Genomic DNA, 21,823 nt, shown 5'->3' with positions numbered 1-21,823 from the left:
TCACGATTCCACTAATTCCCTACCTTCGCCTGCCCCAGCACCCGTAGCAGATTACCACCCCAGATCTTGGCAATGTCGGCTTCCGAGTATTTCCGACGAACGAGTTCGGCGGTCAGGTTCTCAATTTCGCTCACGTCTTCGAGACCATTTACGCCCCCGCCCCCATCGAAGTCGGAACCAATACCTACGTGGTCGATGCTCGTCAGTTTAACAATATGATCAATGTGATCCACAATATCTGATAAACTGGCCCGCTCCGACGCGTACGCTTTGGCTACCGAATCGCTCTGGGCCTCCAGACGTGCTTTCATATCTGCCGAGAGTACTTTACCTACGCCCGCCATCCTGATTTTGGTTTTGGCCGCCCGGTGCTCAGCAGATGGTTTTTTGAGATAATCGCTCACAAAATTCACCTGCACCACACCACCTTTAGCGGCAATGGCCTTAATCATATCATCAGTCATGTTCCGCGGAAAATCGCAGATGGCGCGGCAATTGGAATGCGAGGCAATAACGGGGGCTTTTGAGAGGGCCAATGCATCGTAGAACGTACTATCTGCCACGTGCGACACGTCGATCAGGATACCAAGACGGTTCATTTCCGATACGACCTGTTTCCCAAATTCGCTCAAGCCACCATAGATCGGGCCATCCGGGTCGGTCGATGAATCGCCGATGAGGTTATTGGCAAAGTGGGTCAGGGTGATGTATCGGCAGCCAAGGTCGTAGTATGTTTTCAGCATCGACAAATCTTTGCCAACTGGATAGCCATTTTCCATACCGATAAAAACGGCCCGCTTACCCAACTTCTGAATCCGATACGCATCGGCTGGTGAGGTCGCTAGTTCGGCCTGATCGGGGTATTTTTTCAGCGCCTGGTGAATCAGATCGAATTGATTGAGGGCGTTCCGTTTGGCCTCGGCATGGCCCGAATCGGTCCGGGGGCCTTGGGAGGTATAGACGGCAAAGAACATAGCGTCCATGCCACCCTTCTTCATCCGTGGAAAGTCAATCTGCGACTGATCCCGTTTGGTATCGTGCGAGGTACCCACATCAAAACCCGGCTTCTGCATCATAATGGGCGCATCGGCATGGGTATCGAGCGTGAGTACGCGCTGGTGAATTTTTTGAGCTTTTTTCGTGATTGGGTCTTCTTCAGCAGGCTTACTAATCACTAATGAACTCAGCGCCAGTAAGGTTAAAAAAAAGAAAGAGGGCATAGCGAATCAAGTTGTAGATGAGAGAATAGCATTGAGTCGAAACTACACATTGCCCACCGAACTAACAAACTTTCACCTGAAACGTACCGTTATGGCATTACCTTTGTATTATATTAAAGAGTGAAAACTACTGAGCCAATAAATCGCTGGTGCGCCAACCGCTCTTTCACTCGCTCACTCATTCGCTCATTGAAAAATGTCCGTTGTTCCTTATAAAGATAAAGACACCTCCAAACGCGAACAGGTCGCGGAGATGTTCGATAGTATTTCGCCCAAATATGATTTGTTAAATCACGTCCTAAGCGGTGGCATTGATATTCTCTGGCGCAAACGGGCCATTCGTGAACTCCGCAAGGCAGCCACCAAGCCCCCTAAACGCATTCTCGACATCGCTACCGGCACCGGCGACTTCGCGTTGGAGGCACTAGCCCTCAAGCCCGAGAAAATCGTTGGTATGGATATTTCGGAGGGCATGTTATCCGTTGGGCGCGAGAAGATGAAAAAGCGGGGCGTCGATCAGATTATTGAAATGCGCCTGGGCGATTCAGAAGGATTGCCCCTGCCAGACAATGATTTCGACGCTGTCATCGTTGCATTTGGTGTGCGCAACTTCGAAACCCTGTTAAAAGGCTTGACCGATATGTACCGCGTTACTCGCCCTGGTGGTGTTTGCGTGGTGCTGGAGTTTTCGAACCCGCGCCAGTTTCCGTTTAAACAGTTTTACAGTTTTTATTCCCGAACCATTCTGCCGCTCATCGGGCGCGTAGTAAGCAAGGACTCCTCGGCCTATACCTACCTGCCTGAATCGGTGCAGGCGTTTCCCGATGGTCCCGACTTTCTGCGTATTTATGAAGCAGCCGGCTTTACAAACACTAAATGGATACCGCTCACGTTCGGCGTTGCATCGATCTACATAGGCCACAAACTGCCATAGCCTATCCAGGCCAACCCATGCTAAACGCTATTGCCCGATTATCGGCGCATCTTGGTTTTATTGTATTGCTTAGTTGTCTTTTTTATACCGAGACACGGGCCCAGACAAGCTATAAATACGTACGAAAGCACCTCGAACGCTACGACGACAAGACCATACATTACGGTTTTTTCTTTGCGGCACCGGTCACCCGGTTCAGTGTTAGCTACAGCCCTACGTTCCTTTCTGCCGATTCGGCTTACCGGATTTATTCGCCTAATAAGCCCGCGTTCCGGGTTGGTCTGTCGGTCAACGCCTATCTGAACGACCGGTTCGATTTGCGGCTGACGCCATCCGTATCGTTATTTAGTCGCGAAGTGCAGTATGATTATCCAGGCGGCACCTCAAAAACCGAAACGCGCGAATCGACATGGATCGACTTTCCTTTATTACTCAAATACAAATCTGAACGCCGGAACAACACACGCATGTACTTACTGGCTGGTGGAACATTCAGCATCGAGAGTAATGTGCGTCGGAAGGAACTTCAGGGGGCCAGCAAGCTGAGTACGGGCACCATCGACTTTGCCGTTGAATATGGCGTCGGGTTGGAGCAATTTTTTGAGTTTTTCAAATTTGCACCTGAATTGCGTTTCTCTCATGGGCTTGTTAATCTGTTGCAGCCCAGCAACAACGCAGCTGGCATTGGGATCAAAAAACTGACCACCCATTCGGTAACCTTGTATCTGAATTTTGAATAAACTGCGCATTGGCTATCAGCCACTTGCAAATTTTTTCATTTTTTTTGGAGCAAAGGCTTGCATAAAGCTCATTTAGCCGCTTATATTTGCACTCCCAAACGGAACAACGCAAGGGAAACAAAGGGAGTTTAGCTCAGCTGGTTCAGAGCATCTGCCTTACAAGCAGAGGGTCGGCGGTTCGAACCCGTCAACTCCCACGAAAAGAAAAAAAAGCCTTAGTACAGTTCGTACTAAGGCTTTTTTGATTTACAGAATAACTTACATTATCTTGTGCGACTGTGTTTTGTAAGTTGTTATAAGAGTTTGAGTGAAGTGGATTGAGTACTTTTTATTACATCCACCATGAATATGTTATGATGGAGAAATTTGAACCAGTACTTTTTAAATTAAACAGTTTAATAATTAATATCGAAAAAGCTCATGTTAGCCTTCTTTAGCTCCGATTCAAGACATCTTTATAAAGAAGATATATTTGAGGTAATGAGCTTACCTGTAGGTTATGTAGTGCATTTCAGATATGACAAACAATGGATTAACTTAGATGAAAAAGGCATTGAAAATACTCATAATCAAGAAGGGATAATTTTCTTTAGTGTAAATAATCATCTTGCACAGGCGGAAGAAGAACGTCAAATTGAGCATAAATCAATTAGAAAGGCTAAAGTTGTAAAATGTACTACATCCGATAAAACAGGACTTGTTCATTATTATTTACAACTTGGTGAGTTTGTAGAATGCTCTATTGAAAAAGAAAACCCTATCAATAAGCCCCCACATAAGTTTTTGTCTGATTTAAATATAAATGATATTAAAAATAAACAATGGCATGAGAGGGTTTCAGCAATAAAAAGTTCTTTCCCCAATCAATTATTCTTAAATATATCAATTGAAAACAAAAAAAATGAAACTATAAGTCCAATATTTGACTCAAAAGACAACAATAACTATTTTACTCTGTCAGATGAGTCAACTTACCAATTAAAAATATCCTTTTTCGATGTTTATGAGGAAAACAAAACAAGCGAATCTAAGGATGCAGATAAAGTTTTACTTGAAATAGAATCTAATAAAAATCACATTGAAGTTGATATAAATAAAAAATATGCTGTAGGAGCAGTTAAAGATGATCAAAATTTTCTCATTACTACTCAGTCATTGAGCGTTCAGTCTCTCTTTACTTCTTTAAAATTTCTATTAAATAATAATTCATCAACAGAGGCTTATGATTTTTTTATAAGAGTGAAAATTGAGAGAGTATATTACAAAACACTCTTATTTGGTTTTTATTCGTTACTTGTCGCCTCAGGAGTAAGCCTGATGACATATTTAGCTAGGACAATTTCAATAAAAGATATTAATAATTGGATCTTATCTTTGTTAATTTTGATTACATTTATTTGTGTGACTTTTGGGGCTCAAATGCTTTATAAAGCATTTAATAAAAAATAAAAACTATAATCAATATTCGTACTAATGATTGAGCCGCTCTCTCGAAATTTACTTGAACTATTAAATGGAATAAAAAAATACAAAATACGGAATGAAATATTGTCAAATCTATCTTCATTGGGAATTTCATGGGATGAGAATTTTAAAAAATTTAATGCGCATAATTCGAGAGAAACGCAAAAAAAATTAGCTTTATTAAATAACGGAAAAAATAAAACATTTGATTTAAATATAAAACAATATATTGCTAAAATTAGTGAAATAAATCCTCAGAAAATCGAGCCCATTTTAATAGAAGTAAAAGAAGGAAATTTTACAAGTAAATTATGGTCTTATGCTCTTACCTTTTGGTCTGTTCCCGTTAGTGCTGGTTACGGTAGAAGAATAAGGTTTATTGTTCTTGACAAACAGAACAATAAAATTATTGGTATTTTTGGTCTATGTGACCCCTTAATAAGTTCTAACCTGAGAGATAATTACATAGGATGGAATAGAGAACAAAGATTAGAAAGATTATATAGCTGCTTAACTGCTTATGTATTGGGGGCAGTCCCACCATATAATCATTTACTTGGGTCAAAATTGATAGCTTTATGCACAATGATGCCTATAGTTAGAGAAACCTTCAAGGAAAAATATAGTAATAAAAAAACGATTATATCAGGAAAAATTAAAAAGCCAGATTTAGTATTTATTGATACATATGGAGCATTTCAAAAATCTTCCATTTACAATAAATTATTAAATTGGAATTACATAGGATACACTAAAGGAAAAAGCTATTCACATATTATAACTAGCAATACTTGGGAATTAATAAGAGAATTTATCCCCAAAGATTATTTCGAGACTCATGGCTATGGACAAGGTTCAAGTTGGAAGCTTAGAGTATTACGCATTGGCTTGCAAAATATTGGTTTAAATCACGAAGACATTTTATCAATTGGTTGGAAAAGAGCATATTATATTGCCCCTTTGGCAATTAATTGGCGTGAATTCTTAACAATGAAAGCAGAAGAGCCCATTTACATAGAGTATACACAAGAATCATTACTTGCATACTGGCAAGAACGATGGCTTTTACCGAGGGAAGATAGGCTAATAATAAAAGCCAATATAGCCGAAGGCTTATTTGTATAAGTTTTAAATCTGAAAACTACCCGAAAGCCTCCTTAAAGCCACCCAAAAGCCTACCCCAAATTCCCCGAAAGCCTGCCTAAAGCCTCCTTAAAGCCACCCAAAAGCCTAAACGCTATATATGACTAGTCCTCAAAAGTCCTGCCACTAGTCCTATATAAAGTCCTCAAAAAGTCCTGTTCATAGTCATATACTCATTGAAGTCTTTGAAGCCATTATAGGTCTTTGAGAAGTCAACGACATTGATTGCTGACGACTTGATTTTAGCTAATGCTTTTCGGCCCGGTTCATCGGTATCCAGAAAGGCGCTCACCTTGCCAAACCGTTGAAGCTCTGGTAAAATCTTAGGTAGATTCGTTATTGAGTTTAGAACGATAACAGAAGCGGGTATTACAGGTTGTTTATAATACTCCAAAGCTGAAAGGAAATCGAAGAAACCTTCAAACAGTAAAACAGATTTTGAACTATTGACTGTATACGTCGTAATGCCCTTGGGAGATAGGGAGCCTTTGAAATAGGGATTGCGTAACTCATAACCACCTGAATCGTTTGGAAAGCCTGCGGCAAAGTATCTCTTTCCTTTCGTTTCATAGTGAACTTCTCTGAGATAGCGAGAAGCTATTTTCATGGATATACCCCGTTTTTCTACATACTGAATCAATGCCTGATGCTGTAGGGGTTTGACGTTGGTAATTTCAACGCCTGTGCTGTCGCAAACAGAAGATTGACCGCTAAAAGAAAAGGATATTTCGGGCGGGTTTAGCTGGTAGTTTTCGAGTACCTGAACGGCCTCTAAAAACGTACAACCATTGAGATATTGAACCAACGAAAGAATATCTCCTTTGCCTTCTCCACTCCAATCATAAAAAACGTTCTTAACCGGGTTAACGGCAAAAGACGGGGTTTTCTCGTTTGTTTTTGGAGAGCAATAAAACAACTGTTGACCTGCTTGATTTACGGGTGTAATGCCAATACTAGCCAAATAATTAGTAATAGGTATCTGTAAAACCTGTTTGATGATTTCAGGGCTTTTCATGTCCTTTTCTTTTAGCGGTCAATCTTTTGGAAAAATCTCCTACTACGTTACTACGCTACTACAATTGCCCTATCCCGCTGTTAATCAGTCCCTTTATTTGTAGTAGTCTATGCGATTGTAGTAGGCAGTAGTAGAAATTTGTAGTAAGGAAGGAGTTTGTAGTAGGGAATTCAAAAACTAACCCTACTTCTCAACAAGCCATTTATTATCAGATACTTATATCAATAAATAATGACTTGTAGTAATGTAGTAGGGTTAGTTCAAAAGTTATTGGAATTTAGTGTCTGCAAGTACCTGTACTACCCAATAGCCTTTGACAGGAAACGCACCCGTTGCACGACGGACGGATAGTTGCTGATAACCTAATAGCGTTAGGGCTTTACCGACGTTATTATCATTTACCCTCACTTTTCCTTCAATTAGAATAGTTAATCGGCGTGCTATTTCCGTAGCGGTCAAAAATTCAGCTTTAGGCGTTGTTTTATCCGCTGGTTGGAAATAATGGTTAATCAAATCAATCTCAGCCGTAGTGCGCTGATGCTGGCGGTTATTGCCTTCAGATCGGGCTAGTTCTTCGCGAGTTAACTGATATTGAAAACCGCTTTTTAACAACGAATAAGCTTGCGCCCAAACATTGTTTATATCAACATTAGCCGAATATCCTTTTGGCCCTCCTTTGTCATGGTTTATGCTATTCGTTTCAAAGACTAGCCAACGGACGTTTCCTGTTACATCTGTCAGGAACTCGTTTTGGTTAGTACTACCCAAAAAGCTTGCTCGCCTAATTATGATCGTTTCCCGTTCGGCATAGGGCCGCCGAACCTTTACCCGCTCTTCTGTCAAATACGCTTTAAATTTGTTGGTATCTGATTTTGACAGGGAAGACAATTCATCAAGATTAATAAGAAAGTTTTCACCCAGAGCAATACGCCCGTCCTTATTCTCAAAATCAATGTTCTCTTTGTAATAATCCTTTAGAGCAGGCGGACAGAGGAAACGAAGAAATGACGTTTTACCGTCGTCTTGCGGCCCGTATAAAACAAAGCACTGCTTATTAAACTTAGCTACCCCGATTGCACAGGCTACGCTACGAACAAGCATTTTTTTGAACATGATCGCAAACCAGTCGGCATCCTTTACCTTGACGTAAGAAAGCAATTCAGCGATATAATCAGGCTGGGTTTCATCCCAACTAGGTAAACCCTCAAAATAGGCTTTGAAGGGGTCGTATTCAGGAATGAAATCAGACTTTAATAAGGCTTTTAATTGATCTTTAAACCGATTAAAACCCATCTCATATAACTCTTTGAGAAGGTTGCTTTCATTCATTTCCCGGAAACAAGTCGAACTAACTGATTTATACTGTAGCACGTTGGCCACAATATCAAGGCGAAAAGCATACCGCTCTGATAGATAGTCTTGTATGCGGGTAATAATTGGTATCTGCTCACTTGGAGCATACTTTTTTTGGTCTATCTTTGCCATAGAAAAAATGATTAGAATTGTTGTCATGCCGTGACTGCGATTCAAGCCCGCTTACTACTGGTAATAGTAAGCGGGCTTTTCTTTTAGCCTTATGTTTTCATTGTGGGGAACTTACGTTTAGCTAAGTCATTCATTTCTCGTACTATCGTTTGCTCCATCGTCACGGCGTAATGGTTTGCGGTAGTAGTGAATGAGGAATGACCTAAAATGGATTGAATCACGACGGGTGAAACACCGTTATTGACCAGAAATGTAGCCGCCGATTTGCGGCCAACGTGCGTGGTCAAATGCTTACTGATTCCACAAATCCCAGCTATCTCCTTGAGATAATTATTCATTTTCTGGTTTGTTATTGTGGGTATTAGCCTACCGTAATGCTTGCAAAACGGCCAATCTTTGTACTTCTCAATCAATGCCAGGGCTGGCGGCAATAGTGGTATCAAACAAGGGGTATTAGTCTTTTCCCGTTTAACCCGTAAACAGGGCATACCGTCTATGGTAGTCAAATTCTCAATGAGAGCATTTGTCATGTCCGTATAGGCGAGTCCCGTGTAAACTTGAAAGAGGAATCCATCACGGACTAAATCAAATGTATCATTATGCAAATGATACGTTTTAAGCTGCTCTATTTCCTTCTCATCCAGATAGACAATGTTTACCCGCTCATGCTTCAAGCGAACGTTTCGGAGTGGGTTACGGGGTATCCATTCCGCGTCTTCGGCATGGTTTAAAACCTGCATAGCCACCCGAATAACTTTATTAGCGTAGTTCTTAGAATAACCTTTCTTGCTCTGCATGTAGGTTATTACGTCGCTGACGAATACAGGCTTTATTTCAGCTAATCGAATGTTCCATTTGCCCGAATCCCGTAGATAGTCATGCAAACGATACTGAGCCGTAATAATGGCTTTGAGCGTTCCTTTCGTCGTGATCTTGCCCGTCTGCTCTCGATAGCGGGTTACAAGTTGTTCAAGGACTTCACGAAAGAGCGGGGTTTTATCAACGTAGCCTGCTTGCTTCATGACCATATCAGAAATACGGCCTAAGTCAATCATTTCACCTGACAGGCTTACTTTCGAGAATGCTTTCTCAAAGTCAGATTTCATGCTTTGTAGTAGCTGAGTAGCCGGATTGTTACCTAATACGGCAAACTCCTTTGTAATCAGTTCATCCGCTTTGCAGTAGATACCGGAATGAACGGTTTTTGTCTGTCCATTGAATTTGATTTCAAACATGACAGGTGCAAGCCCTTGTGCGTTTTCTGCTTGTTTGCGTCTCCAACAGATTACCCGAAAGGGTTTGATTCGTTGCTGTTTTGTAGTGGTCTGGTAGGCCATAGAAAAGGGATTAATAGTAAACCCGTACCGAGTGATACGGGTCAAGGGTTAGATTAAGTCAACAACTGGCACTTGAAATACTTCTGAGATATTTCTCAGTTCATCGGAGTTTGGCTTTAGCTTTCCAGCCATTAGCATACCCCAGCGTTTTTGGTTGATACCTGTGCGGTTATAGAAGCGTCCATCGAACTTAATGGACAGTCCTATACGCTTTTCAAAGCCTTCGACGGCGCGGCTGATTGGTGTTTGTGTGTGCATATTTTATTGCATTTGCGTTTTTGATGCTGCAATAATGGCATACAGAAAATAAATGTGCAATATTTATCACACTATTTTTTAAAGTGCAACACATTTGCGTTTTTCATTATCACGCATGTTGGCTTATTTTGTCATTGTAAATCAGCATGTTATGGATATAACAAAAAATATCAAGACTATTAGAGGGCAAAAGGGTATCAAACAGATTGATATGGCTGCTAGAATGAATCTTGAGCGTAGTAATTACAGCAGAATAGAAAATAAGGGGAATGAAATATCAATCAGGCAGTTACAGGAAATAGCGGACGCTTTAGAGGTGCCTTTATTTGATTTGATATTTCCACAGGAGGCAAAAGCATTATCAAAGGCTAATTCGACAATACCAAAGCTTATACAATCAAATGAAGACTTACTAGATTTTAAGAGTAAAGTCGAAACATTGTTTAACTTTCTAACCGGCTTCGTTCCAGCACTTGAACAGATGGGCTTTACTGAGGAGAAGGTTAGGACACAGTTAGATCCTGACGGAAGGTTGGAGACTTATACTAAAGAGAAGTTGAAGGAGTTGAAAGAATCTTTAGACATATGATTTAATTTTTGGAAATATAAATATTATTATAGCTATGAAAAATATGTCCTTTAAAGAGATAATCGAGCTGCTAGGCGAAACTGACAAACAGCCTTTTTATACTTTCGAAAGAATTGTATTGACACTTTTAGAAAAATATTTATCCGAAAGTAATAAAACAATAATTCCCTACTATAAATTACCTGAAGGAGAAATTGACGCTTTCCTACCTAACGGTTTTGGAAACGAGCCAAAAACTACAATCGTTGATATAAAATACACAAAAAAGGTAGCTATAAATAATATTAAAGAGAAACTTATTAAAACAGCTGAAAAGCTTGACTTAGCTGTTGATGGTTTTAATCTATTATTTATTGTTTCTATAGAAATTAAACCTAGCGATAAAATTATTATTAAAGAATTTTTGCAAAGTAAAAAACCTCTAATAAATTTTTTCATATGGGATTTGCATGAACTTGATACATTGTTCAATAAGTATGCAGAGTTTGTATCAAGTTTTATTCCAAATATTGAAAAGAAAGCTCTACAAAATATTGTCGATAAGTCATTAGAATATAAAGACTGGCAAAAAGAAAGAGAGAATTTAATTCAAAAGCTATCAGAAGTACACAAGAATGACGATTTAATTATTTTTTTAGGGGCAGGCATATCTTCGAGTGCAGGATTACCAGATTGGAGTTCTTTATTATCTCAACTGTTAGTCAGCCTTATTAGCAGTAGCTTGCCAAAAAATATTGATGTTACAGATCAGGAGAAAATTATTTTGGCGAAGTCGCTACAAGGCTTAAATAATTCCTCGCCGTTACTAGAAGCAAGATATGTTAATTCTGGACTTAGAGATAATTTTGAGAGCGAGGTCTCTAATATTCTTTACAAGAATATTAAACATAATAATACTTCCCCATTAATAGATAGTATTGGTAATTTATGCATTCCTCCAAGGGGGGCGTTAGGTGTTAGAGCAATAGTTACATACAATTTTGACGATCTTATAGAGCGAAAGCTAGAAAGCTTAAATTTACGATATAGGCCTATTTATAAAGATATGGACATTCCCTTAAAAGATGAGTTAGGAATTTTTCATGTACATGGCTTTTTACCAGAAAATTCAATTGATTATGAAGGTATATCTGAAAGTTTATTAGTATTTTCTGAAAAGAACTATCACACATTAATGAAAGAACCATATTTCTGGTCCAATCTTATACAATTAAACTTTTTTAGAGAAAACACGTGCTTATTAATAGGTCTATCAGGAACAGATCCAAATTTACGCAGGTTACTTGAAATAGCTAAGAGGAAAAACAAAATAGCTAAACATTATATTCTATTGAAAAGAACTTCGAAAAAAGTATTTATTGAAGATTTCGAAAAAAATGACCAACAAGTAAATACTACTCTTATTGAGACTATCAATTCAATTCATCACAATTTACAAGAGAGATCATTTGATGAGTTGGGCTTAAATGTGTTATGGTATGAAGATTATGACGAATTACCTGACATTATTGAAAAAATAAATTACAATCGTAAAAGGTAGATATTTTTGATATTTAAATATTTGATACAGGTGAAAGAAAAAGATTATTTACCAGCCATGAATTTGTATGTATCATGTATGGAAGAGATTAAACTTAGGCAAAATACTATAATAGATATTCTTTATAAAAACAAAACAACTGGTTTTGTAAAGACAGATGAGGAATTCATATGTTTGCAATTTCGAAAAATACTTGAATTAATTGCGCTAGCTAACCTTGTGTCCAATAAAGATGAGTATGCAAAGAAGTATTCGAATTTTGCAAATCATTATCACGCTAAACATATATTAAGAGATTTGGAAAAAATCAACCCAGACTTTTATCCTAATCCAGTTAAACAATTAATTGATGAATCAACGGGTCTAGTTCGTGAAATAGTTAATATTAAAGAAGGTTATCTTACTAAAGATGAGTTTATTAATATTTATGACTTTTGTTCAGGCCAAATGCATGCTGACAATCCTTTTAACCCTTCTACAGAATCTGAATTATATTTAGGAAGATTCAAGTCTTGGAATACTCTAATAATAAAACTATTAAATCATCATATAATAAGGCTGTTAGATACGGGTATATTTTTGGCAGTATTAATGAATTCTAAATCTGATGGCAAGGCTCATGCTTATTTGTTTCGTGAAATTGGCCCAATAAGCGACTACAACGATCTTTTAAATGGCTAACATAATGGATTTCAACTTACATACTGGTAATCAACAAGTTATTCGTCTGTTAGGTCATTTTTACTATGTATGAATGGTAAATTACTATACAAACTAACACTCATAATCAATCTATGACCTGTAATAATTTGTGAATCAGTAGATTAACTTAAAAGTTCATCTTCGTCAACTCCCACAAAAAAACGAAAACCCCTCAGAAATGATTTCTGAGGGGTTTTTTTATTAATCTAAGTAAGTTATTGTGTAAGTTGCTTTATTTATCAGTCTACAAATAGCCCTCCTTTCCGCTCCTTTATCATGCTTGACAGAGTACAAAAAATATCACAAGCTCTCCCAAAACTATCGTCTGCTCAATTAAAATCTATTGACTCACTTGTGGACCAATTTATGCGTCCATACATAAGAAAAGAAGCAAACCCTCAGTCAGAGATTATAACTAGTGGCTTTTTGGAGGACTTTGGAGATATGCTCCGTTTACATCATTGCTTTTCAAAAGGGCCCTTCTCAAAAGATAAGTTTGAATACGCGTTAGAAGAAGCTTTTAAAATGTCTGGCAGGAGTTCTTTGCTTGCTCCTGCTGGCAATCCGACTTTTGATTTAACCGTTGATGGTTTAAAATACTCTTTAAAAACAGAAGCCGCGAAGAATGTCAATGCCCAAAAAATCCATATTTCTAAGTTTATGGAACTTGGCAAAGGGCTGTGGGAAGATAAGCTAGAGCATTTGATAGGTCTAAGGCAAAGCTTTCTTACAAGATTAAGTCAATGTGATAAAATACTAACATTGAGAGTATTAAGGAAATCACCTTGGACATATGAGCTAGTTGAAATACCAGTCAGTCTTCTAAATAAAGCATCTGAAGGAAATCTAAGGATGAACCTAGAAAGCCGACAGATGCCCAAGCCCGGTTATTGCGATGTATATGAAAATGGTTATTTATTATTTCAGTTATACTTCGATGGTGGTACCGAGCGGAAATTACAGATTAAAAACCTCCAAAAGAATCTATGCACTGTTCACGCCACTTGGGAGTTTGATATTACACCGGTTCTGCCTGAATCTGAGGACGTTCAAAGTAAATAATAGAAGGAATTGACTTTATTATTCTACGTTTAGCTAAATCGACATAATCACTGTTCAATTCGATACCGACAAACTTTCGATTTAATGCCATACTTACTTCACCTACTGTACCTGAACCGGCAAAAGGATCAAGTATATAATCGCCGGGATTGCTACCGGCTAAGATACATGGTTTTACAAGTTTTGAAGGAAACACTGCAAAATGAGCTTCTTTGTAAGGCTCAGTATTGACCTCCCAAACAGTTCGGGCATTCCGTTTGCCTTTCTTATCTTTAGTATCTTCTTTGATTGCCTCAGAATTGTATAAGTACTTCTCTGACTTTGTTAATAAAAAAAGGTATTCATGAGATTGTGTAGGTCTATCCCTTACTGATTCTGGCTGGCAGTTTGGTTTATACCATATAATGTCGGAACGCAAATACCATCCATCTGCTTGTAGTGCAAACGCCAAACGCCAAGGTACGCCAATAAGGTCTTTAGGTTTCAAACCCTCGGGCGTTGGTGCTCTATAACTCATTCCACGAGCCGGGTTCTTTTTGTCTGCATCTCGCCAAGTTCGCCCCCCACTTGTATATGAGTCACCAATATTTAACCATAGTGTACCGTCATCTTTAAGGCAGTTTCTAACGGCTCTAAATACATTAACTAACTTATTAATATATTCATTTATGTCGGTTTCAGAGCCAATTTGTGTTTCAATACCATAATCTCGAAGCCCCCAATAGGGTGGGCTCGTGACGCATGTTTGAAAGGTTGGCTGTGTAAAATTGTCGGTTAAGGTACTTAGGGCATCACCGTTTATGATGTTCCAGTCTTGCTTATGTTGAGTCATTCGTTCAAAATGATTAGTACGCGAATTTATCATAATTTACGTGTTATTGTAGTAAGTGTTGTGAAATGTCAGTGATAGAGTAAGCCATTAAAAAGCCTCCCAAAAGCCTACCCCAAATTCCCGAAAGCCTGCCTAAAGCCTCCTTAAAGCCACCCAAAAGCCTAAACGCTATATATCTGACTAGTCCACAAAAGTCCTACGCCTAGTCCTATCCAAAGTCCTCAAAAAGTCCTGCTCATAGTCATGTACTCATTGAAGTCTTTAAAGCCGTTATAGGTGTTTGAGAAGTCAATGACATTGATTGCTGACGACTTGATTTTAGCAAATGCTTTGCGGCCCGCTTCGTCGGTATCCAAAAAGGCGCTTACCTTGCCAAACCGTTGCAGGTCTGGTATAACCTTAGATAGATTAGTCAAGGAGTTTAGGACGATAACAGAAGCGGGCATAGTAGGCTGTTTGTAATATTCCAAAGCTGAAAGGAAATCGAAGAAGCCTTCAAACAGTAAAACAGATTTTGAACTATTGACTGTATACGTCGTAATGCCCTTGGGAGATATGGAGCCTTTGAAATAGGGATTGCGTAACTCATAACCACCTGAATCGTTTGGAAAGCCTGCGGCAAAGTATTTCTTTCCTTTCGTTTCATAGTGAACTTCTCTGAGATAGCGAGAAGCTATTTTCATGGATATACCCCGTTTTTCTACATACTGAATCAATGCCTGATGCTGTAGGGGTTTGACGTTGGTAATTTCAACGCCTGTGCTGTCGCAAACAGAAGATTGACCGCTAAAAGAAAAGGATATTTCGGGCGGGTTTAGCTGGTAGTTTTCGAGTACCTGAACGGCCTCTAAAAACGTGCAACCATTGAGATATTGAACCAACGAAAGAATATCTCCTTTACCTTCTCCACTCCAATCATAAAAAACGTTCTTAACCGGGTTAACGGCCAAAGACGGGGTTTTCTCGTTCGTTTTCGGGGAGCAATAAAATAACTGTTGGCCTGCTTGGTTTACGGGTGTAATGCCAATACTAGCCAAATAATTGGTAATAGGTATCTGTAAAACCTGTTTGATGATTTCAGGGCTTTTCATGTCCTTTTCTTTTAGCGGTCAATCTTTTGGAAAAATCCCCTACTACGTTACTACGCTACTACAATTGGCTTATTTTGCTGTTAATCAGGAATTTTGTCTGTAGTAGCCTACGAGCTTGTAGTAGGCAGGAGTAGAAATTTGTAGTAAGGAAGGGGCTTGTAGTAGGGAATTCAAAAACTAACCCTACTACAGAACAAACCATTTATTATCAGATACTTATACCTATAAATAATGACTTGTAGTAATGTAGTAGGGTTAGTTCAAAAGTTATTGGAATTTAGTTTCGGCAAGTACCTGTACTACCCAATAGCCTTTGACAGGAAACGCACCCGCTGCACGACGGACGGATAGTTGCTGATAACCTAATAGCGTTAGTGCTTTACCGACGTTATTATCATTTACCCTCACTTTTCCTTCAATTAGAATAGTTAATCGGCGTGCTATTTCCGTAGCGGTCAAAAATTCGGCTTTGGGCGTTGTTTTATCCGCTGGTTGGAAATAATGGTTAATCAAATCAATCTCAGCCGTAGTGCGCTGATGCTGGCGGTTATTGCCCTCGGATCGGGCAAGTTCTTCACGAGTTAACTGATATTGGAAACCGCTTTTTAACAACGCATAAGCTTGTGCCCAAACGTTATTTATATCAACATTAGCCGAATATCCTTTAGGCCCTCCTTTGTCATGGTTGATACTATTCGTTTCAAAAACGAGCCAACGGACGTTTCCTGTTACATCTGTTAGGAACTCGTTTTGGTTAGTACTGCCCAAAAAGCTTGCCCGCCTAATTATGATCGTTTCCCGTTCGGCATAGGGTCGCCGAACCTTTACCCGCTCTTCTGTCAAATACGCTTTAAATTTGTTGGTATCTGATTTTGACAGGGAAGACAATTCATCAAGATTAATAAGAAAGTTTTCACCCAGAGCAATACGCCCGTCCTTATTCTCAAAATCAATGTTCTCTTTGTAATAATCCTTTAGAGCAGGCGGACAGAGGAAACGAAGAAATGACGTTTTACCGTCGTCTTGCGGCCCGTATAAAACAAAGCACTGCTTATTAAACTTAGCTACCCCGATTGCACAGGCTACGCTACGAATAAGCATTTTTTTGAACATGATCGCAAACCAGTCGGCATCCTTTACCTTGACGTAAGAAAGCAGTTCAGCGATATAATCAGGCTGGGTTTCATCCCAACTAGGCAAACCCTCAAAATAGGCTTTGAAGGGGTCGTATTCTGGGATGAAATCAGACTTTAATAAGGCTTTTAATTGATCTTTAAACCGATTGAAACCTATCTCGTACAACTCTTTCAGAAGGTTGCTTTCATTCATTTCCCGGAAACAAGTCGAACTAACTGATTTATACTGTAGCACGTTGGCCACAATATCAAGGCGAAAAGCATACCGCTCTGATAGATAGTCTTGTATGCGGGTAATAATTGGTATCTGCTCACTTGGAGCATACTTTTTTTGGTCTATCTTTGCCATAGAAAAAATGATTAGAATTGTTGTCATGCCGTGACTGCGATTCAAGCCCGCTTACTACTGGTAATAGTAAGCGGGCTTTTGTTTTTGCCTTATGTTTTCATTGTAGGGAACTTGCGTTTAGCTAAGTCATTCATTTCACGTACTATCGTTTGTTCCATCGTCACGGCGTAATGATTTGCGGTAGTAGTGAATGAGGAATGACCTAAAATGGATTGAATCACGACGGGCGAAACACCGTTATTGACCAGAAATGTAGCCGCCGATTTGCGGCCAACATGCGTGGTCAAATGCTTACTGATCCCACAAATCCCAGCTATCTCCTTGAGATAATTATTCATTTTCTGGTTTGTTATTGTGGGTATCAGCCTACCGTAATGCTTGCAAAACGGCCAATCTTTGTACTTCTCAATCAGTGCCAGGGCGGGCGGTAAGAGTGGTATCAAACAAGGGGTATTGGTCTTTTCCCGTTTGACTCGTAAACAGGGCATATCGTCTATAGTGGTCAAATTCTCAATAAGAGCATTTGTCATGTCCGTATAGGCGAGACCCGTATAAACTTGAAATAAAAATCCATCACGGACTAAATCAAACGTATCATTATGCAAATGATACGTTTTAAGCTGCTCTATTTCCTTCTCATCCAGATAGACAATATTTACCCGCTCATGTTTCAGGCGAACGTTTCGGAGCGGGTTACGGGGTATCCATTCCGCGTCTTCGGCATGGTTTAGAACCTGCATGGCTACCCGAATAACTTTATTAGCGTAGTTCTTAGAATAACCTTTCTTGCTCTGCATGTATGTTATTACATCGCTGACGAAAACAGGCTTTATTTCCGCTAATCGAATATTCCATTTACCTGAATCTCGTAGATAGTCATGCAAACGATACTGAGCCGTAATAATGGCTTTGAGTGTTCCTTTCGTCGTAATCTTTCCCGTTTGCTCCCGGTAGCGTGTTACAAGTTGCTCTAGGACTTCACGAAAGAGCGGGGTTTTGTCAACATAGCCCCCTTGCTTCATGACCATATCAGAAATACGGCCTAAATCAATGATTTCACCTGACAAGCTGACTTTCGAGAATGATTTCTCAAAGTCAGATTTCATACTTTGGAGTAGCTGAGTTGCCGGATTATTGCCCAATACGGCAAATTCCTTAGTACTCAGCTCATCAGCTTTGCAGTAGATACCTGAATGAACGGTTTTGGTCTGTCCATTGAATTTGATTTCAAACATGATTGGAGCAAGCCCTTGAGCGTTTTCCGCTTGCTTACGTCTCCAACAGATCACCCGAAAGGGTTTAATTCGTTGCTGTTTAGTAGTGGTCTGATAGGTCATAGAAAAGGGGATTTATACTAAACCCGTACCGAACGATACGGGTCAAGGGTTTAGAGTAAGTCAACAACTGGCACTTGAAATACTTCTGAGATATTTCTCAGTTCATCGGAGTTAGGCTTTAGCTTTCCAGCCATTAGCATACCCCAACGTTTTTGATTGATACCCGTGCGGCTGTAGAAGCGTCCGTCGAACTTAACGGACAGCCCTATACGCTTTTCAAAGCCTTCAACGGCTCGACTGATTGGTGTTTGTATGTACATAATCCTAAGGTTAATGATGATTATTATTGGCACAAAGATTATTATTTGACTCTTAATGTGCAAATATTGATAACATAAATATCAATATTTTTATCAAATATCTCATTATGAGTCCATTACTTTGCAAAAAAATCACACGGCGAAATGGACATTGCCAAGACTATAAGAGCAATCCGAGAAAAGAAGGGAATAAAACAGGTGGAAATGGCTGAACGGCTGAACATGGAACGAAGCAATTACAGCCGATTAGAGAAGCGGGGAAATGATTTGTCTATAAATCAGGTGATTGAGATAGCCAAAGCCTTAGAAACCACTCCTTTCGATATTTTATTTCCTATAGAAGCAAAAAATTATAGAAGATCAGTTAGCCGAATAACCAAATTAGAAGAACAAAACGACTATATGCTCAACAATCAGCGTAAAATTGAAGCTTTTATGACGCTGGTTATGGAATTAGGTAAAGGCTTTGAAGGTTTTGGAATAACTAAAGAAGTATTTCAAAAACAGTTAGACCCAGACGGTAAGTTAGAACAATGGGCAAAAGAGAAAATAACTAGTTTTGATAAAGATCTATAAATTTAAATAATTTCTAATACGCGAAATTCTACTATAAATAGTAGACATCGAGACATTTAATTTATCTGCTAATTCTTTCTGTGAATAGCCTTCAATATAGTATAGTTCTATAATCTTTCGATCATTTTCAGATAATTTCCGAAATATGTGTCGGATAGCATCAATCTGTTCAAATTCATTTGAAGGCGAGCTTGCTGCATATTCAAATATTTCACTTTCTGACAAATCTTCTATAGAAATTATATTTCTACTTTGTATTGACCTTCGCGATTTATTCAATAATATATTTTTATAAATACTGAAAAGGTAATTTTTAAATGAAATTTTCGTGGAAAATCTAATACTATCACCTTTAGCTAAAATTCGCATAAAAGCATCAGTGATTGATTCTTCAGCTTCTATATTATTATGTCCTAATATATTATAACCATAACTTATTAATAATGGATAGTAACTATAATACAGAGTGGTAAGAGATTTCTGGTCACCTGTAAAGGCTGTGTCCAACAGATCGAAGTCTTCCTTGTTTATATCATACCTCTCAATAACTTCTTTACTAAGATCAACATTTTTAGATTGCAATATTTTAACAGAATTCAATGATAAAGTTCTGTTTGAAAAGTTATTACTCCATTCTGTCAATATATTAATTGAGTTTTGGTCAATTTCAATGCCATCTATAAAGCTTAATATTTCCGAACTTAATTCTTTAGTAGTTAATAAATCTGAATTTTCTACTTTAATGCTTTTAACAATTATGCATGCACAAAAGAACTCCATGAATGACCTATGTTTGAAACCATAATAACCAGAGCTATTTTTTGTGAGAAAAGTTGACGTTCGTGCATCAGTATCAAAATAATCAATTCTTGTTTTATCATTGTATCCCGACAAAGTATGCGATAATGAATACAGGCTCTCAAAATGAATACTAGAAACATTTTCCGCATATAGCTTTATTGCAAGGTTTTCAACAAATTTCCTACGATCCTCTTTGCCCATCATAGTCCCACGTCTTTTAGATTGCTGTAAAATCCAATCATCTGTATATTTTTCATACAGAATTGCAGGGCTGATATTTTGCCAGTTCTCAACAGAGGATAGGCTTTTTAATACCATTTCAACCAATATTGGGGTTTTAAACAAATCATATATATTAGGTATTTTATGTAATTTTGTCCAATAATTATTCCATTCTCCTGCGTATTTCTTTTTTAAATATTCTTTTAATTCTTCCTCTCCCCATTCTGTTAGGTACAAAACATTATAATCTTCAAGAAATGGTTCTGAAATTTTTTCTTGAAAAAAATGAGTTCTACAAGTAATTAATAATTGATTATCTCCTTCGATGAATAAACGATTAATCTCATTAAGGTTTTCGGCTACTACTGTCCTATCGACTTTAGTCGCCATTTCATCAAATCCATCAAGTATGAATACGAATCTACCCATCCTTTGAAGCTCTAGAAAAAGCTTCAAATCAATATCAAGATTAGGTTGTTTCTGTAAAAAATTAGTAAGGGTTTGATGAATATCAAACCCCGAATAGAAATCTTTCAAGTTGAAATAGATTGGAATTCTAGCAGAGGGGTTTTTTAAAAAATACCTTATTAATTCAATATGTAATTTATGGCAAAGGCTAGTTTTACCTACACCAAAATTTCCTAGTAAGGCAATTCTATTTTTATTTTCTTCATTAAATAGTTTAATAATGTATTCAACTAAAGGCTTGTGAATAGAAGCTATATTATTAGAGTAATCATCATCATAATCTTCTATGTCAGAAGCACTTTGGGCTACGTAAAACTGACTCAAAGAGGAAGAATCAAATTCAGAATTGACCTTTTCTATATAGCCATTAAAATCGGCTAGTTGATTATATAGGTCTTGTATTTTAAAGCACTGTATTCCAAAATCGCTCGCAGATAGTAGAGCTTTTTTGGAGAAAAATTTACTGGAAATTATTATAAGTTCACTATTTTTAATTGATTCTTGAATTTTTTTATATTTAAAATATACTTCTTTAATGATTACCTCATCTACTATATCATCAATACATTCAATAAGTTGTCTATAAGTAAAAATAGGTGGTTTTCTAAATTCAGCAATTATTTGAACTTCTTCATTGCTTATAAGAAGATTTGTCTCTATTCTAGCATTTAACAGTTTATATAATTTAATAACCTCTTCAAATAATGTTTTATGTACTATTTTTTTTTTACAGGCTTAACTCCAGTTATTCCCCACAGTAAGGAGCTATAGGCTTCATCCTCATCAATACTATTGCTAAAATTAACCCATGTAAGACGTTTAATAAATCTAGGAATTTTTAAATCTTTATCTTGATGAACTCCCGGCAATAATACTGGTATAACTTTAAATGCCTTGCTTTTATCTGAGACTCTTTGTTCAATGGCTGAACGCATTTCTTCATTTTGCCATGGGCCTATACCACTTTTGCCAAAAAATACGATGCATACTTGACATTCGTCGAGTGCTTCTTCAAGGGCTTCTTGCCATGGGTCACCTGGTACAAGATTCCATTTGTCAAGCCAAGGATCTAAATTGTCCTTGCGTAGCTTGTCGCCTATTATTTCAACTAGTAACTTATCGGCTGAGTTGTGGGATAGAAATACTTTCATGCTGCTACCATTTGTATATTTTGTTTACTAAAAGTAAATATATAAAATACTTGCTTTAAAGAATCTACTATTTTCTATTCATTCATCTTATTGACTAACACAAAAAATAAT

At 38.0% G+C, this 21,823-nt stretch carries 21 protein-coding genes and 1 tRNA gene; 10 read left to right on the top strand and 12 right to left on the bottom strand.

Annotation, left to right across the window (positions count from 1 at the left end; translation table 11 throughout):
* Positions 1-11: 11 nt before the first annotated feature.
* A complete protein-coding gene (locus EXU85_RS03890) occupies positions 12-1,220 on the bottom strand; it encodes a dipeptidase (protein WP_142770812.1) in 1,209 nt (402 codons plus the stop codon).
* Positions 1,221-1,416: 196 nt separating this feature from the next.
* Here EXU85_RS03890 and ubiE point away from each other — a divergent pair, with 196 nt between their 5' ends.
* From ubiE to EXU85_RS03865, 5 genes are all read left to right on the top strand, one after another.
* Positions 1,417-2,154 carry a bifunctional demethylmenaquinone methyltransferase/2-methoxy-6-polyprenyl-1,4-benzoquinol methylase UbiE gene (gene ubiE / locus EXU85_RS03885; RefSeq protein WP_142770811.1) on the top strand — a complete coding sequence of 246 codons (738 nt, stop codon included), beginning with the start codon at positions 1,417-1,419 and terminating at the stop codon, positions 2,152-2,154.
* Positions 2,155-2,171: 17 nt separating this feature from the next.
* On the top strand, positions 2,172-2,894 hold the full coding sequence (locus tag EXU85_RS03880) for a porin family protein (protein ID WP_142770810.1): 723 nt from the start codon (positions 2,172-2,174) through the stop codon (positions 2,892-2,894).
* Between the two features lie 122 nt (positions 2,895-3,016).
* Positions 3,017-3,091, top strand: a tRNA-Val gene (locus tag EXU85_RS03875).
* A gap of 223 nt (positions 3,092-3,314) precedes the next feature.
* Complete coding sequence (locus EXU85_RS03870; RefSeq protein WP_142770809.1) at positions 3,315-4,343, top strand: hypothetical protein; 1,029 nt, start codon at positions 3,315-3,317, stop codon at positions 4,341-4,343.
* A gap of 24 nt (positions 4,344-4,367) precedes the next feature.
* A complete protein-coding gene (locus tag EXU85_RS03865) occupies positions 4,368-5,483 on the top strand; it encodes a Druantia anti-phage system protein DruA (protein ID WP_210422436.1) in 1,116 nt (371 codons plus the stop codon).
* A 163-nt stretch (positions 5,484-5,646) separates the two neighbouring features.
* Here the strand turns inward: EXU85_RS03865 and EXU85_RS03860 are convergent, their stop codons facing one another.
* The 4 genes from EXU85_RS03860 to EXU85_RS03845 all read right to left on the bottom strand — a co-directional run bounded on the left by EXU85_RS03860 (position 5,647) and on the right by EXU85_RS03845 (position 9,596).
* Positions 5,647-6,516, bottom strand: a complete 870-nt coding sequence (locus tag EXU85_RS03860; RefSeq protein WP_142770808.1) for a toprim domain-containing protein — start codon at positions 6,514-6,516, stop codon at positions 5,647-5,649.
* Between the two features lie 267 nt (positions 6,517-6,783).
* Positions 6,784-8,001, bottom strand: a complete 1,218-nt coding sequence (locus tag EXU85_RS03855) for a VapE domain-containing protein (protein WP_168207736.1) — start codon at positions 7,999-8,001, stop codon at positions 6,784-6,786.
* 89 nt (positions 8,002-8,090) lie between these two features.
* Positions 8,091-9,338 (bottom strand): site-specific integrase, encoded by a 1,248-nt coding sequence (locus tag EXU85_RS03850; RefSeq protein WP_142770806.1) that lies wholly within the window; start codon positions 9,336-9,338, stop codon positions 8,091-8,093.
* Positions 9,339-9,386: 48 nt separating this feature from the next.
* Positions 9,387-9,596 carry a hypothetical protein gene (locus EXU85_RS03845; protein WP_142770805.1) on the bottom strand — a complete coding sequence of 70 codons (210 nt, stop codon included), beginning with the start codon at positions 9,594-9,596 and terminating at the stop codon, positions 9,387-9,389.
* A 151-nt stretch (positions 9,597-9,747) separates the two neighbouring features.
* Between EXU85_RS03845 and EXU85_RS03840 the strand changes: the two genes are divergently transcribed.
* The 4 genes from EXU85_RS03840 to EXU85_RS03825 all read left to right on the top strand — a co-directional run bounded on the left by EXU85_RS03840 (position 9,748) and on the right by EXU85_RS03825 (position 13,489).
* Positions 9,748-10,185 (top strand): helix-turn-helix domain-containing protein, encoded by a 438-nt coding sequence (locus EXU85_RS03840; protein WP_168207735.1) that lies wholly within the window; start codon positions 9,748-9,750, stop codon positions 10,183-10,185.
* Between the two features lie 34 nt (positions 10,186-10,219).
* Positions 10,220-11,725, top strand: a complete 1,506-nt coding sequence (locus tag EXU85_RS03835) for an SIR2 family protein (RefSeq protein WP_142770803.1) — start codon at positions 10,220-10,222, stop codon at positions 11,723-11,725.
* Between the two features lie 30 nt (positions 11,726-11,755).
* Positions 11,756-12,406 (top strand): hypothetical protein, encoded by a 651-nt coding sequence (locus EXU85_RS03830; RefSeq protein WP_142770802.1) that lies wholly within the window; start codon positions 11,756-11,758, stop codon positions 12,404-12,406.
* Positions 12,407-12,703: 297 nt separating this feature from the next.
* Positions 12,704-13,489, top strand: coding sequence for a restriction endonuclease (locus EXU85_RS03825; protein WP_142770801.1), 786 nt, complete (start codon positions 12,704-12,706; stop codon positions 13,487-13,489).
* Here the strand turns inward: EXU85_RS03825 and EXU85_RS03820 are convergent.
* The 5 genes from EXU85_RS03820 to EXU85_RS03800 all read right to left on the bottom strand — a co-directional run bounded on the left by EXU85_RS03820 (position 13,446) and on the right by EXU85_RS03800 (position 18,494).
* Entirely contained in the window at positions 13,446-14,321 is an 876-nt protein-coding gene (locus tag EXU85_RS03820) for a site-specific DNA-methyltransferase (protein WP_210422435.1), read from the bottom strand. The two genes, EXU85_RS03825 and EXU85_RS03820, sit on opposite strands and share 44 nt — an antisense overlap.
* A 221-nt stretch (positions 14,322-14,542) precedes the next feature.
* A complete protein-coding gene (locus tag EXU85_RS03815) occupies positions 14,543-15,412 on the bottom strand; it encodes a toprim domain-containing protein (protein ID WP_142770799.1) in 870 nt (289 codons plus the stop codon).
* Between the two features lie 267 nt (positions 15,413-15,679).
* Complete coding sequence (locus tag EXU85_RS03810; protein ID WP_142770798.1) at positions 15,680-16,924, bottom strand: VapE domain-containing protein; 1,245 nt, start codon at positions 16,922-16,924, stop codon at positions 15,680-15,682.
* 62 nt (positions 16,925-16,986) lie between these two features.
* Complete coding sequence (locus tag EXU85_RS03805; protein ID WP_142770797.1) at positions 16,987-18,234, bottom strand: site-specific integrase; 1,248 nt, start codon at positions 18,232-18,234, stop codon at positions 16,987-16,989.
* Positions 18,235-18,284: 50 nt separating this feature from the next.
* Positions 18,285-18,494, bottom strand: a complete 210-nt coding sequence (locus EXU85_RS03800; protein WP_142770796.1) for a hypothetical protein — start codon at positions 18,492-18,494, stop codon at positions 18,285-18,287.
* A 144-nt stretch (positions 18,495-18,638) separates the two neighbouring features.
* Here EXU85_RS03800 and EXU85_RS03795 point away from each other — a divergent pair, with 144 nt between their 5' ends.
* Entirely contained in the window at positions 18,639-19,070 is a 432-nt protein-coding gene (locus tag EXU85_RS03795) for a helix-turn-helix domain-containing protein (RefSeq protein WP_142770795.1), read from the top strand.
* Here EXU85_RS03795 and EXU85_RS03790 read toward each other — a convergent pair.
* Positions 19,065-20,885: a sigma-70 family RNA polymerase sigma factor gene (locus EXU85_RS03790; RefSeq protein ID WP_142770794.1), complete on the bottom strand. Its 1,821-nt coding sequence runs from the start codon at positions 20,883-20,885 to the stop codon at positions 19,065-19,067. The two genes, EXU85_RS03795 and EXU85_RS03790, sit on opposite strands and share 6 nt — an antisense overlap.
* A 392-nt stretch (positions 20,886-21,277) precedes the next feature.
* Positions 21,278-21,712, bottom strand: a complete 435-nt coding sequence (locus EXU85_RS03785) for a toll/interleukin-1 receptor domain-containing protein (RefSeq protein WP_142770793.1) — start codon at positions 21,710-21,712, stop codon at positions 21,278-21,280.
* Between the last annotated feature and the right edge of the window lie 111 nt (positions 21,713-21,823).

Origin of the sequence: Spirosoma sp. KCTC 42546 (assembly GCF_006965485.1) — a bacterium.
Classification (GTDB): Bacteria; Bacteroidota; Bacteroidia; order Cytophagales; family Spirosomataceae; genus Spirosoma.
This window is presented reverse-complemented; position numbering and strand designations above follow the sequence as displayed.